11 protein-coding genes and 1 tRNA gene are annotated in these 12,087 nt (G+C 67.4%); 5 read left to right on the top strand and 7 right to left on the bottom strand.

Annotated features, from left to right (window positions below; genetic code table 11):
- Nucleotides 1-47: 47 nt before the first annotated feature.
- Nucleotides 48-1,199, top strand: coding sequence for a GDSL-type esterase/lipase family protein (locus ACIBK4_RS08850; RefSeq protein ID WP_398993514.1), 1,152 nt, complete (start codon nt 48-50; stop codon nt 1,197-1,199).
- On the opposite strand, the gene ACIBK4_RS08845 is transcribed toward ACIBK4_RS08850, so the two are convergent.
- Nucleotides 1,196-3,001, bottom strand: a complete 1,806-nt coding sequence (locus ACIBK4_RS08845; RefSeq protein ID WP_398993512.1) for a bifunctional metallophosphatase/5'-nucleotidase — start codon at nt 2,999-3,001, stop codon at nt 1,196-1,198. The genes ACIBK4_RS08850 and ACIBK4_RS08845 overlap by 4 nt on opposite strands.
- A 138-nt stretch (nt 3,002-3,139) precedes the next feature.
- Here ACIBK4_RS08845 and ACIBK4_RS08840 point away from each other — a divergent pair, with 138 nt between their 5' ends.
- From ACIBK4_RS08840 to ACIBK4_RS08830, 3 genes are all read left to right on the top strand, one after another.
- A complete protein-coding gene (locus ACIBK4_RS08840) occupies nt 3,140-3,856 on the top strand; it encodes an SIMPL domain-containing protein (protein WP_398993510.1) in 717 nt (238 codons plus the stop codon).
- Nucleotides 3,857-4,014: 158 nt separating this feature from the next.
- On the top strand, nt 4,015-5,451 hold the full coding sequence (gene pyk / locus ACIBK4_RS08835; RefSeq protein WP_398993508.1) for a pyruvate kinase: 1,437 nt from the start codon (nt 4,015-4,017) through the stop codon (nt 5,449-5,451).
- Between the two features lie 10 nt (nt 5,452-5,461).
- The gene (locus tag ACIBK4_RS08830) at nt 5,462-5,725 is read left to right on the top strand and encodes a hypothetical protein (protein WP_398993506.1); all 264 of its coding nucleotides are present in this window, start codon (nt 5,462-5,464) and stop codon (nt 5,723-5,725) included.
- A gap of 159 nt (nt 5,726-5,884) precedes the next feature.
- Here ACIBK4_RS08830 and ACIBK4_RS08825 read toward each other — a convergent pair whose 3' ends face one another.
- On the bottom strand, nt 5,885-6,631 hold the full coding sequence (locus ACIBK4_RS08825) for a helix-turn-helix domain-containing protein (RefSeq protein WP_398993504.1): 747 nt from the start codon (nt 6,629-6,631) through the stop codon (nt 5,885-5,887).
- Between the two features lie 105 nt (nt 6,632-6,736).
- Nucleotides 6,737-6,809: transfer RNA gene (locus tag ACIBK4_RS08820), tRNA-Leu, on the bottom strand.
- A 104-nt stretch (nt 6,810-6,913) separates the two neighbouring features.
- Between ACIBK4_RS08820 and ACIBK4_RS08815 the strand changes: the two genes are divergently transcribed.
- Nucleotides 6,914-7,570, top strand: a complete 657-nt coding sequence (locus tag ACIBK4_RS08815; protein WP_019062225.1) for an ANTAR domain-containing response regulator — start codon at nt 6,914-6,916, stop codon at nt 7,568-7,570.
- A gap of 102 nt (nt 7,571-7,672) precedes the next feature.
- On the opposite strand, the gene ACIBK4_RS08810 is transcribed toward ACIBK4_RS08815, so the two are convergent.
- From ACIBK4_RS08810 to ACIBK4_RS08795, 4 genes are read right to left on the bottom strand one after another with little or no spacing between them, the layout of a single operon-like run.
- The gene (locus ACIBK4_RS08810) at nt 7,673-8,389 is read right to left on the bottom strand and encodes an ABC transporter ATP-binding protein (RefSeq protein WP_398993502.1); all 717 of its coding nucleotides are present in this window, start codon (nt 8,387-8,389) and stop codon (nt 7,673-7,675) included.
- On the bottom strand, nt 8,386-9,231 hold the full coding sequence (locus ACIBK4_RS08805) for an ABC transporter ATP-binding protein (protein ID WP_398993500.1): 846 nt from the start codon (nt 9,229-9,231) through the stop codon (nt 8,386-8,388). Before ACIBK4_RS08805 ends, ACIBK4_RS08810 begins: the two co-directional genes overlap by 4 nt.
- Nucleotides 9,232-9,237: 6 nt before the next feature.
- Complete coding sequence (locus tag ACIBK4_RS08800; RefSeq protein WP_398993498.1) at nt 9,238-11,037, bottom strand: branched-chain amino acid ABC transporter permease; 1,800 nt, start codon at nt 11,035-11,037, stop codon at nt 9,238-9,240.
- Nucleotides 11,038-11,041: 4 nt separating this feature from the next.
- The gene (locus ACIBK4_RS08795) at nt 11,042-11,971 is read right to left on the bottom strand and encodes a branched-chain amino acid ABC transporter permease (RefSeq protein ID WP_398993496.1); all 930 of its coding nucleotides are present in this window, start codon (nt 11,969-11,971) and stop codon (nt 11,042-11,044) included.
- Nucleotides 11,972-12,087 lie beyond the last annotated feature (116 nt).

Here is a 12,087-nt window from a genome sequence, read left to right as displayed (position 1 = left end):
CGCGCAAGGGCAGGAAGACGCCCGACGGCGGAAGCGTTGGGCCCGCCATGACATCGACGTGGATCGCAGCCCACCGCTCCGCCGTCCTCAGCCCCCACGAGGACTTCCACCTCTTCGAACCCCGCGCCTTCACCGACCAGACCGTACGGCAGTCCCTGCGCCTGGCCGGAGGAGGTGACGCACTCCGCATCAGGCTCAGCAACCGCTACGGCAAGGAACCCCTGGACATCGGCGGCGCCCACCTCGCCACCCGCACCCGGGGCAGCGGCATCGACCCCGCCACCGACACCCCGCTGACCTTCTCCGGCGCCCCGACCACCACGATCCCGGCCGGCGAAGAACTCCTCAGCGACCCCGTGGAACGGCCCGCGCACGCGGGCGAGGAACTCGTCCTCAGCCTCTATCTGCCGGGCGACACCGGACCGACCACCTACTCCGCCGTCGCCCACGACACCGGACACGCCGTCCCCGGCAACCAGCTCGCCGCCGAAGTCCTCGACGACGCGGAAGAGTTGACGACCAGTCACCTCCTTCTCGGCGCCGACGTCCTCGCGCCCGCCGGCACCCGTATCGCCGTCGCCGTCGGGGACTCATGGGTCGAGGGCGCGGCCACCACCCCCGGCGCCGACAACAGCTTCCCCGCCCAGCTCGGCCGCCGCCTCGCCCACGGCTGGATCGTCAACCAGGGCATCTCCGGCAACCGGCTCCTCACCGACGAGGCCGGCGAACACCTCCTGGGCCGACTCGAACACGACGTCCTCGACGTGCCCGGCGTCAGCCACGTCCTGATCCACGTCGGCCTCAACGACATCGGCCTGCCCGGCGCCCAGTCCTTCCCCGAACCCCCCACCGGCGCCCCCACCGCCGAGGACCTCATCGCGGGCTTCACCGCCCTCGCCGACCGCCTCCACACCGCCGGACTCATCGCCGTCGCCGGCACCCTCGGACCCTACGAAGGCGCCATCTACGACGGCGTAGACACCCCACAGGGCCAGGCCACCCGCCGCCGCGTCAACGACTGGCTCCTCGGCCCGGACCAGCCCTTCGACGCCGTCGTGGACATCGCCGCCGCCGTCGCCGACCCGGCTCAACCCACCCGCATCCGGGCCGAGTTCAACGCCGGCGACGGCCTCCACGTCAACGACGCCGGCGCGAAAGCCATCGCCGACGCCATCGACACCACCCTGCTCGACCTCTAGAACACCGGCGTCCCGTTCCGCGTCAACTTCCAGTCCACCGAGGCGAAGTCCTTCGGATCCAGCACACCCTTCGCGGTCACCCACTCCGCGATCCGCGTCCGGATCTCCGTCGACTCCGACCACACCTCGGTCGCCGACGCCACATGCGGGAACGCACCACCGCCGTTCGCCCGGTAGTTGTTCACCGCCAGCACGAACTGCTGCGCGTCGTCCAACGCCGCACCGTTGTACGTCAGGTTCTTGATCCGCGAACCCGCCGCCTGCGCGATGTCGATGTCGTACGAGAACCCCGACACGTAGTCGTAGTTGTAGTCCGGGCGGCCACCCGCGTTCGTCAACTTCTCCGTGTCGACGACCGCGTCGGCGGCCGTCTGCACGAAGTACTCCGCCGAGTACTCCAGATACGCCCGCACCTGAGCACCCGTCAGCAGCTTCGCCACCAGCGTGTTGTCGTACACGTACAGACCCGACAGATCCCGGATCGTCACATTGCCCGCCGGGATCTGAGACGTCCGAGAGAACGGGGACGCCTGCGCGATCACCGGCAGCGACGCGTACGCCGTCCCCACCAACGCCGCCTTCACCACGTCCTCCTGGACCTTGGTGATCAGGTCGATGATCGGCGCGTCCTTGTACCGCGCCTCGACCGTCGTCAGCGTCGCCGTCGCCGTACCGACCACCTGGTTGACGTACTCCACGACCAGCGCGTGCTCGTCCTTCAGCAACCGCGTGATCTTCGGATCGTCCGCGACCGTCTTCGCGTTCCGCAGCGAGGCCGCCACCGACTCGACGCTCCAACGCCCCTTCTCGAACACCAGGTTGAAGTCGAACACGCTCAACCGCTCGGCGTAGCACAGCGGTTCGGACAGCACGACCGTCTTGCCCGTCGCCGTGTTCGTGACCTTCAACTCCGGGATCTCCACGTGCGCGTGGCCCACGAGAATCGCGTCGATGCCGGGCACCTTCTGCGCGACCAGCGCCGCCGAGTTCTCCACGTACGGCAGCTGATCACCGTACGACGACGTCCCCGACGACCCGGAGTGCGCCGACACGACGACGACATCCGCCCCCATCGACCGCAGCTTCGGCACCCACTTCGCCGCCTGCTCCTCAAGCCCCGGGAACGTCAACTTCCCCTGCACATACGCCTTGTCCCAGATCGCGATACCCGGGTTCGTCAGCCCGAGCACCGCCACCTTCACCGGCGGCGCACCCGGCACCCGGAACGTCTTGATGAAGTAGGGAGGGAAGGCGGGCTTCAGTGTCTTCGCGTCCAGCGCGTTCGCCCCGAGCAGCGGGAAGCGGCACTGGTCCTCGAACTTGCGCAGCGTCTCGATGCCGTAGTTGAACTCGTGGTTGCCCAGCGCCGCCGCGTCGTACCCGATCGCGTTCATCGCCTGCGCCATCGGATGCACAGGACCGCCCTTGGCGGTGATCGGGTCCACCTTCGCGAAGTAGTACGTCAGCGGAGTGCCCTGGATCGTGTCGCCCGCGTCCAGCAGCAGCGTGTTGCGACGGCCCTTCTCCTGACGGATCTGATTCACGAGGGTCGACACCCGCGCAAGACCCATCGCGTTGCCCGCCGCGTCCGCGTACTCCGCGTCCTTGAAGTAGTCCCAGTTGAAGACATGCCCGTGCAGGTCGGTCGTGCCCATCACCGTCAGCGAGTACCGCTTCGCGGGCTTGCCCGGCTTCTTCCTCTCCGCGGCCTGCGCCGCCGGAGCCGCCGCCGTACCGGCCAGCGCCACCCCCGCGCCCGTCACGGCGGACTTCTTCAGGAACTTCCGGCGGTTCAAGGGCATGTCTGGATCTCCTCGGGAAACGGTCAACAACGCGCGTAGATTCTGACCTGTTTCTTACCTGGCGCAACAGCCCCCGCAGGTTTCGATCTGATGACCACCACAAGCTGTGACCCACCGGTGAATGACACAGTGGGACGCATGACCACGCCCACAGACGAACCCCAACCCCCCGTCCCCTACGGCACTCCCGACGCCCCCCGCATCGCGGTCCGCGGCGAGGCCCGCCTCGAAGTCGACCCCGAGATCGCCCGCATCGGCATCACCGTCGCCGCCCGCGGCACCGACCGCCGCACCGCCCTCGACGACCTCACCCGCCGCAACGCCACCGTCCTCGACCTCGTCAAAAGCTACGGCGAAGCAGTCGAACGCCTGGAGACCGGCGGCTTCTCCATCACCCCCGAACTCACCAAACACGGCCGCGGCGAACGCGTCCACCGCTACCACGGCCGCGTCAACATCACCGCCGAACTCGTCGACTTCACCGCCCTCGGCGAACTCACCACCCGCCTCGCCGACCTCGACCTCACCCGCGTCGACGGCCCCTGGTGGGCCCTGCGCCCCGACTCACCCGTCCACCGCCAGGCCCGCCAACAAGCCGTCCGCGAAGCCGTCCAACGCGCCCGCGAATACGCCGAAGCACTCGGCACCACCCTCGCCGCCCTCGTCGAACTTGCCGACATCGGCGCCGAGAACGCCCAGACCTACGGCGCCCCCCAGGGCCGTATGCGCTCCATGTCCTTTGCCGCCGGCGGAGGCGAGGACACCACCGCAGCCCCCCTCGACCTCGAACCCCAACGGCAACACGTCTACGCCCAGGTCAACGCACGCTTCACGATGGCACCCCCGCGCCTTTGACATGCGCCTTTCATAGGCAACCGCAATTCGGTGATTCGAACGCTCATTGGAGCACCCCGCCGCACATTCAAGCCTTGTCAATAACCCTTCACCCAAAGGTTGTTGAGTAGTCATGCACGGCCAATTCCCTACCCGTCGGTAAGGCCTAGGCTCAAACTATGCGCCGAGCAAAAATCGTCTGTACATTGGGCCCCGCCACCGACTCGTACGACCAGATCAAAGCCCTGGTCGAAGCCGGAATGGACGTAGCCCGCTTCAACCTCAGCCACGGCACCCACGCCGAACACGAGGAGCGCTACCAGCGCGTCCGAAAGGCCTCCGAGGAGACCGGCCGCAGCGTCGGAATGCTCGCCGACCTTCAAGGTCCGAAGATCCGACTCGGCCGCTTCACCGAAGGACCCGTACTCCTTGAACGCGGAGACACCTTCACCATCACCGTCGAAGAAGGCGCCGAAGGCGACCGCCAGACCTGCGGAACGACGTACGCCGGCCTTGCCGCAGACGTGATCCCGGGTGAGCGCATCCTCGTCGACGACGGCAAGGTCTGCCTCGAAGTCACCGCCGTCGACGGCCCCCGCGTCCACACCAAGGTCGTCGAAGGCGGCATGGTCTCCGACCACAAAGGCCTGAACCTCCCCGGAGTCGCCGTGTCCGTCCCGGCCCTCTCCGACAAGGACGAGGCCGACCTCCGCTGGGCCCTGCGCACCGGCTTCGACGTCATCGCCCTCTCCTTCGTCCGCAGCGGCAAGGACATCGACGACGTCCACCGCATCATGGACGAGGAAGGCCACCGCCTCCCCGTCATCGCCAAGGTCGAAAAACCCCAGGCGGTCGAGGCCATCGACGACATCGTCGCCGCCTTCGACGGCATCATGGTCGCCCGCGGCGACCTCGGCGTCGAAATGCCCCTCGAACAGGTCCCGATCGTCCAGAAGCGCGCCATCAAACTCGCCAAGCGCAACGCCAAACCGGTCATCGTCGCCACGCAGATGCTCGACTCGATGATCGAGAACTCCCGCCCCACGCGCGCCGAGGCCAGCGATGTGGCGAACGCCGTGATCGACGGCACGGACGCGGTGATGCTCTCCGGCGAGACCAGCGTCGGCAAGTACCCCATCGCCACCGTCACCACCATGTCCCGCATCGTCGAAGCGGCCGAGGAGGACATCCTCGCCAAGGGCCTCCCGCCGCTGACCGAACGCAACAAGCCCCGCACCCAGGGCGGCGCGGTCGCCCGAGCGGCCGCCGAGATGGGCGACTTCCTCGGCGCGAAGTTCCTCGTCGCCTTCACCCAGTCCGGCGACACCGTCCGCCGCCTCTCCCGCTACCGCTCCCCGATCCCGGTCATGGCCTTCACCCCCGACCCGGCCACCCGCTCCCAACTGAACCTCACCTGGGGCGTGGAGACCATCCTCGGCCCGCACGTCGACTCCACCGACGCGATGGTCGACCAGGTCGACGAACTCCTCCTCAAGTACGGCCGCTGCCAGAAGGGCGACATCGTCGTCATCACGGCGGGCTCGCCCCCCGGAGTCGCCGGCTCGACGAACCTCGTCCGCGTCCACCACGTCGGCGAGGACGACAGCCCCAAGTAGCGTCTACGGCGTGACAATTGAGACGTTCGCCGCAGGAGTCACGATCACGGAGAACAACGTGGTCAGTGAGATAGAAGGTCCGCCAGACGGCGTTCTCCGTCGCTTACGCCAGCTTTTTGCAGACCTGGGCGAGGAGTTCCCAGGGTTTCCTCTGATCTGGCTACGCGAATACACAATCGTTGAGAAGAGTGGCGGCGAAACGGAGACCGCCGTCACGGACGAATGCGCGGGCTTTCGACAGGGCGGATTCCGGATCGTCCAACGCTTTGGCTGATGGACCCGTAATAACCCCGGTTCACCCACACCTCCGCGAGCACGGGCGGCAGTTGGAACTCCCTCCGTGATTTCGCGCGCGGTGAGACCGGAGTTGAGCATCCGCAGGGGGAGCTGGGCGCCGTACATGTAGAAACCTCGTCTGTTCAGGGGTGCGGGGTCAGTGTTTGGGACCTAAGTGGGTGTCCATGAGGGCGACTGAGGCTTTGCGGGCGACGGAGATGTTGTGGGCGTTCGCCTGTTTCCAGCTGACGCCGACCTTGTCGAGGGTGTCCGTGTAGAGCTGCCTGATGTCCGTGGACAGGTTGGTGAAGAAGTACCGGGGGTATTCGTAGCGCTTCGTCTCACCGCCTACGACGCGAGTCGTCCAGTTGGTGATACGGCAGCCGTCGGAGTGGACGAGACCCCGGATGAACTCCCAGGGGTGGGCGTCGACGATGTCCTGCTGCCAGGGTTCGAGGGCGATGCGGCGGTCATGTTTCTTGCCGGGGCCGTGCTGGGGGAAGAGGTGGGGCCAGTGTCGGTAGTAGCTGGTCACCATCGCGTAGCCCTCCTTCTGGAGTGCGAAGACGCCGATGCCGGGGCGCACCTTCGCTATGGCCTCACGGCACAGTTGGATGAGCCCGGGCCAGGCGTCGGCGCACGCGATCCTGAGGTAGTGGCCGGTGCCGCGCGGGTGCGCGCTGACGCAGCCGTCGCCGAGATAGAGGCCCAGGAGGTAGGCGTAGGCCTGATGATCGGCGGGTGGCCCGGGAGCCGGAGTCGTGATGCCGGGCAGGGGTTCGAGGCGTCCCTGCCAGGAGCGGATCGCGGCGCGTGAGATGCCGGTCTCACGGCTTACGGAGTTCAGGCTGCGGCCTTGTTCAAGCAGCGCGAGCGCTCGCTTGCGTGTGCTGATGTCGTACATGTGCACACTCTGTGAGAGTGATCGTCGCGACACGCAGCAGAAAGCGGAGGTTCACGCGAACGTGAACCTCCGCTTTAAACGGCTGCCTTCGATTTGAAGGAAAAGTGCCCCGAGTCGGATTCGAACCGACGCTGGATGGGTTTTGAATCCATGGCCTCTACCGCTGGGCTACCGGGGCCCCCTTCGATAAGAAGGTCAGCGGTCTCCCGCTGTGCCCCCACCTTATCGCAGCTAGGTAGGCTCTTGTCAGCACTACCCCCGTGCCCTGAACGAGGAGCCCCCGTGACCGCCCCCGAGTCGCCCCAGCCCGTAGACGCGCCCGACGACGACAAGTCGCACGTGCCTCCGCTGACGACCCGTGTCGTCATCGCCGAGGACGAGGCCCTGATCCGGCTCGATCTCAAAGAGATGCTCGAAGAAGAGGGGTACACCGTCGTCGGTGAGGCCGGTGATGGTGAGCAGGCCGTCGAGCTGGCCCGTGAGCACAAGCCCGACCTGGTGATCCTCGATGTGAAGATGCCGAAGCTGGACGGTATCTCGGCCGCCGAGAAGATCGCCGAAGAGGGCATCGCGCCCGTGCTGATGCTGACCGCCTTCTCGCAGCGCGACCTCGTGGAGCGGGCCCGGGACGCCGGTGCGATGGCGTACCTGGTGAAGCCCTTCAGCAAGAGTGACGTCGTACCCGCGATCGAGATGGCCGTCTCGCGGTTCACGGAGCTCAAGCAGCTGGAGCAGGAGGTCGCCGACCTCACGCTGCGGCTGGAGACCCGCAAGCTGGTCGACCGGGCGAAGTCGATTCTGCAGACCGAGTACGGTCTGTCGGAGCCGGCCGCGTTCCGGTGGATCCAGAAGACGTCGATGGACCGTCGGATGTCGATGCAGCAGGTCGCCGAGGCGGTCATCCAGGACGCGGACGAGAAGAAGTCCTCCAAGGGCTGACGCCGACCCACGGCACCCGCGGCAGTACGTACGACGAGGCCCGCGCCCCCGAAGCTGGGGGCGCGGGCCTCGTCGTAGAAAACGGAGACGGTGGCAGGGACCTCAGTCCTCGCCGAGGTACGCCTTCCGTACCGACTCGTCGTGCAGGAGGTCCTCGCCGGTGCCGGAGAGGACGATGTTGCCGACCTCCATGACGTGGCCCTGGTCGGCCAGCGACAACGCCGCTTGGGCGTTCTGTTCGACCAGGAGGATCGTCGTGCCGGACGCCTTGAGTTCCACGATCGTCGCCAGGATCTTCTGCATCATGATCGGGGAGAGGCCCATGGAGGGCTCGTCGAGCATCAGGAGCTTCGGCTGGGACATGAGGGCGCGGCCCATCGCCAGCATCTGCTGCTCGCCGCCGGACAGCGTGCCCGCCGCCTGCTTCTGACGTTCTCCGAGGATGGGGAAGAGGTCGTAGGCGCGCTGGATGTCCTTCTCGATGCCCGCGTTGTCCTTGCGGAGGAAGGCGCCGAGTTGGAGGTTCTCCGCGATGGTGAGGCGGGGGAAGATGTGCCGGCCTTCGGGGGAGTGCGCGAGGCCGAGGGCGACGATCTTGTGGGCGGGGACGTTGTTGAGCGGTTTGCCGTCGAAGGTGATCTTGCCGCCCGAGGGCTGCAGCAGGCCCGAGAGGGTGCGCAGGGTCGTGGTCTTGCCGGCGCCGTTGGTGCCGATGAGGGTGACGACCTGGCCGGCTTCGACGCTGAAGGAGATGCCCTTGACGGCTTCGATCTTGCCGTAGGAGACCCTGAGGTCCTCGACCTCTAGCAGTGCGGTCACTGGGCTTCTCCCTTGGTGCTGGTGGTGCTCTCCGCTTCCGTGGTCTCGGCGGTGGGTGCCGTTTCGTCGGGGGTGCCTTCGAACGGTTCGCCGAGGTAGGCGGCTACGACGCGTTCGTCGGCCTGGACGACGTCGGAGGTGCCTTCGACGAGTTTTTCGCCCTGGACGAGGACGGCGACGCGGTCGCAGAGGTTGAAGATGAAGCGCATGTCGTGCTCGATGACGAGGACGGCGATGCCCTTGTCACGGATGGCGAAGACCAACTCTTCGGTGGCGCGCGTCTCTTGCGGGTTCATGCCGGCCGTCGGCTCGTCCAGCAGGAGGAGGCCGGGCTCGGACGCCAGCGCCCGCGCGATCTCCAGCTTGCGCTGCTCGCCGTAGGGGAGGTTGCGGGCCAGGTGGTCGCGCTTGTGGGCGAGGCCGATGAACTCCAGGAGTTCCATGGCGCGTTCTTCGCTCGCCTTTTCGGCCTTCTTGAAGCCGGGGCCGCGGAGGAGGGCCGACCAGAGGCCTTCCTTGGTGCGGGTGTGGCGGCCTACGAGGACGTTTTCCAGGACCGTCATGTTGGAGAACAGGCGGATGTTCTGGAAGGTGCGGGCGATGCCGGCCTTGGTCACCAGGTGGGGCTTGGGCGGGAGCACCGTGCCCTTGTAGGAGACGGTGCCCTCGGTGGGGACGTAGAGGCCGGTGAGGCAGTTGAAGAAGGTGGTCTTGCCGGCGCCGTTGGGGCCGATGAGGCCTACGATCTCGCCGGCGTTGACCGTGAAGTCGACGGAGCGGACGGCGGTGAGGCCGCCGAAGCGCATGGTGACGTCACGGGCTTCGAGTACAGGTGTCGTCATGGCTCTCTACGCCCCTGCCTTGGTGATGGCCGGTTCGTCGGTCAGGGTCGTGGTCTCCGGTACGTCGAGTTGGCCGGTCTCGTGGAATTCCAGCTGGCGTCGGCGGTTGGGGATGATGCCTTCGGGGCGGAAGCGCATCAGGAGGATGAGCGCGATGCCGAAGGCGAGGAGTGACTTGTCCTGGAGGGCGACGAGCTTCTCCGGGAGCAGGTAGAGCAGGGCGGCGCCGAGGAAGGGTCCGGAGACGGTGCCCATGCCGCCGAGGACGACGGCGGCGAGGAGGAACGCGGAGTTGGGCGGGGCCGCTCCGGCGAACTGGTACGGGTTGGGCACCACGCTGTAGGTGACGTGGGCGCTGACGGTGCCCGCGAGGCCGGCGAGGGTGGCGCCCAGGGCGAAGGCGATCAGCTTGACGCGGAAGCCGTTGATGCCCATGGCGGTGGCGGCGGTCTCGTCCTCGCGGATGGCGATCCAGGATCGGCCGATGCGGGAGTCGGAGGCGCGGCGGTAGATCGTGATGACGAGCGCCATGATCAGGACCATGAGCAGGTAGTAGTTGGCGAACCGGCCGAGGGTGAAGCCGCCGATGTCGTGGCTGTCACCGAAGTTGAAGCCGAAGAACGACAGGTCGGGGATGGACGGGATGCCGTTCGGGCCGTTGGTGATGTCCGGGCCCGAGACGCCGTCCATGTTGTTCACGGCAATACGGAAGATCTCTCCGAAGCCGAGCGTCACGATGGCCAGGTAGTCGCCGCGCAGGCGCAGCGTCGGGGCGCCGATGAGGACGCCGAAGACCAGTGATGCGGCTGCGCCGGTGAGGGCGGCGGCCCAGAAGGGGAACTGGACGCCGGAGAACTTCGAGAACTCGGAGCCGGAGACCAGGGCGGCCGTGTAGGCGCCGACGCCGAGGAAGGCGACGTAGCCGAGGTCGAGGAGTCCGGCGAGGCCGACGACGATGTTGAGGCCGAGGGCGACGGTGCCGAAGATCAGGATGTTGACGCCGAGGTTGGCGTAGTGGTCGTTCGTCTGGGTGAAGGGGAAGCCGATCGCGGCGACGAAGCCCATGGCGAGGGCGAAGCTGCGGTTGTTGGCCGTGAGGTGGCTGAACCGGTCGAAGAGGCCGGCGGTCTGCAGGGCCCAGGCGGTGAAGACGACGACGATGAGGAAGCCGACGAAGAGTTCGTCCTCGGCGTCGATGCCGTAGGCGAAGACGGTGAGGGCGAGGGCGGCGACGACCGTGATGACGAGTCGCTGTATCCAGGGGGCGGTCGCCTGGGGGGCCGGGACGCGGTCGGCCTTGGTGATGTACGCCTTGAGTGCTTCCTTGGTGGTGTCGGTGGCGTCCTGCGGGAGGGCGAGGGCGCCGATGACGGGGAGCAGGGAGGCGACGGCGGCGATGTAGGTGCCGGGTTCCCAGTTGACGATGCCGCCGAGTTCGGCCGCGATCGCGATGACCGTGTACCAGGTGACGGCGAAGCCGCCGAGGGCGGTGAGGACGAGGGGTGCGTTGTTGTCGGCGGGCCGGAGCCAGCCGAGTCCTCGGACGCCGTAGGCGGAGAGGGCGAAGAGCGTGGTGAGGAGGCCTGCGACGAGGGTGAGGACCTGGAGGCCGCCGGGGTAGCCGTTGACGGTGAGGTCGCCGGGGAAGTCGGAGGTCCAGGTCCAGCGCAGGAAGGTGGAGGCGGCGGTGAGGATGCCGCCGCCCAGGAGGAGGGCGCGGGCGGCCGCGAGGGGCAGCGGGATGAGGCCGCGCTGTGCCGCGGGGGCGGTGGCCGGGGTCTGGGGGGTCTCGGTCGTCTCGGTCATGTGATCACGCCCTGTCCGCGACGCGTTCGCCGAGCAGGCCTTGTGGCCTGAACAGCAGTACGAGGATGAGGAGACAGAAGGCCCAGACGTTGGCCCAGCCGGATCCGCCGAGCTGCTGCATGCCGGGGATGTGGTTGATGTAGGCGGAGGCGAGGGTCTCGGCGACGCCGAGGACGACTCCGCCGAGCATGGCGCCGTAGATGTTGCCGATGCCGCCCATGACGGCCGCGGTGAAGGCCTTGAGGCCCATCAGGAAGCCCATGCGGTAGCCGATGTTGCCGTACTTGAGGCCGTAGGAGACGGCGGCCACCGCGGCGAAGAAACCGCCGATCGCGAAGGCGATGACGATGATGCGGTTGGTGTCGATGCCCATGAGCTGGGAGGTGTCCGGGTCCTGGGCGGTGGCCTGCATGGCGCGGCCGGTGCGGCTCTTGCGGACGAACCAGGCCAGGCCGGACATGCAGACGACGGCGGCGATGACCAGGAAGATGTCGGCGTCGGTGATGGTGACCGAGCCCAGGGAGTGGGTGCCGTCGAGGCTGGGGAAGGAGCGGTCCTTGTCGGCGCCGGGGTAGAAGTTGCGGACGACTTCCTGGAGTGCCAGGGAGAGGCCGATGGCGGTGATCAGGGGCGCCAGTCGTGGTGCTTGCCGCAGGGGGCGGTAGGCGAATCGCTCGGCCCCTACCGCGACGAGAACGGAGACGATACCGCCGCCGATCAGCATCAGTGGTACGGCGATCACCATCGAGGTGCCGTCGGGCAGGATGTAGGCGTAGACCGTGAGGGCGCCGAAGGCCCCGGTCATGAAGATCTCGCCGTGCGCGAAGTTGATGAGCTGGACGATGCCGTACACCATCGTGTAGCCGATGGCGATCAGCCCGTACATCGAGCCTAGGAGCAGCCCGTTGGCCAGCTGCTGCGGCAGGGTGTGCACCGCATGGCCTCCATTGTCGCTGGTGTCGTGTGCACAGATCGCGTGCCTGGGGGTGGTGGGGGGGTGTGACAACGGGCCGCGCGGTCGGGATCCTCCTTCCGCGCGGCCCGTGGTGC

Origin of the sequence: Streptomyces sp. NPDC050528 (genome assembly GCF_044457795.1) — a bacterium.
GTDB lineage: Bacteria > Actinomycetota > Actinomycetes > Streptomycetales > Streptomycetaceae > Streptomyces.
This window is presented reverse-complemented; position numbering and strand designations above follow the sequence as displayed.

Coding starts and splice junctions, on each gene's coding strand:
- ACIBK4_RS08825 (WP_398993504.1), bottom strand. CDS start 6,631: ATGTACGACATCAGCACACGCAAGCGAGCGCTCGCGCTGCTTGAACAA.
- pyk (WP_398993508.1), top strand. CDS start 4,015: ATGCGCCGAGCAAAAATCGTCTGTACATTGGGCCCCGCCACCGACTCG.
- ACIBK4_RS08800 (WP_398993498.1), bottom strand. CDS start 11,037: ATGACCGAGACGACCGAGACCCCCCAGACCCCGGCCACCGCCCCCGCG.
- ACIBK4_RS08840 (WP_398993510.1), top strand. CDS start 3,140: ATGACCACGCCCACAGACGAACCCCAACCCCCCGTCCCCTACGGCACT.
- ACIBK4_RS08805 (WP_398993500.1), bottom strand. CDS start 9,231: ATGACGACACCTGTACTCGAAGCCCGTGACGTCACCATGCGCTTCGGC.
- ACIBK4_RS08850 (WP_398993514.1), top strand. CDS start 48: ATGACATCGACGTGGATCGCAGCCCACCGCTCCGCCGTCCTCAGCCCC.
- ACIBK4_RS08845 (WP_398993512.1), bottom strand. CDS start 3,001: ATGCCCTTGAACCGCCGGAAGTTCCTGAAGAAGTCCGCCGTGACGGGC.